The following is a 614-nucleotide window of genomic DNA, read 5'->3' on the forward strand; positions in this document are numbered from 1 at the left end:
TACTCCTCCTGCAGGATGCCGGAAAAGCCGCTGATGGCGCGCAGCGGCGCGCTCAGGTCGTGCGAGACGCCGGCGGCGAAGAGGTCGATGTCGCGCCGCGCCGCGCGCAGTTCGGCGGCGCGTTCGCGCGCCGCCCGCTCCAGGCCGAGGTTCACCCGCTCCAGGCGATCTTCCAGCTCCTTGCGATAGGTGACGTCGGTATGCGTGCCGATCATGCGCGCCGGCCGGCCCTCGTCGTCGCGGGCGATGACGCGGCCGCGGTCGAGGATCCAGCGCCAGCCGCCGTCCCTGGCGCGCATGCGGTGCTCGGAGCGGTAGAAGTCGGTTTCGCCGCGGAAGTGCGCCTGCAGGGCGGCGTTCACCGCCGCGCGGTCGTCGTCGTGCACGCGGCGCTCCCATTCGCCGATGCCGTCGCCGATCTCGTCGGCGGCGTAGCCGAGCATGGTCTTCCAGGTCTGCGAATAGAACACCGTGCCGCGCGCAATGTCCCAGTCCCACAGGCCCTGGCCGGCGCTGTCGAGCGCCATCTGCCAGCGCTGCGCGGCGGCGGCCGCCTCGTCGCGGGCGGCTTTCTCGGCGCCGATGTCGCGGGCGATGGCGAAGAAGACGTCCCC

1 protein-coding gene is annotated in these 614 nt (G+C 72.6%); it reads right to left on the bottom strand.

Annotated elements, in window-relative coordinates; genetic code table 11:
• The coding region (locus tag L6Q67_RS24035) for a PAS domain-containing protein (protein ID WP_296576191.1) at positions 1–614 on the bottom strand (614 nt) is incomplete at both ends.

This window comes from Zoogloea sp., from assembly GCF_023150065.1.
Lineage (GTDB): Bacteria > Pseudomonadota > Gammaproteobacteria > Burkholderiales > Rhodocyclaceae > Zoogloea.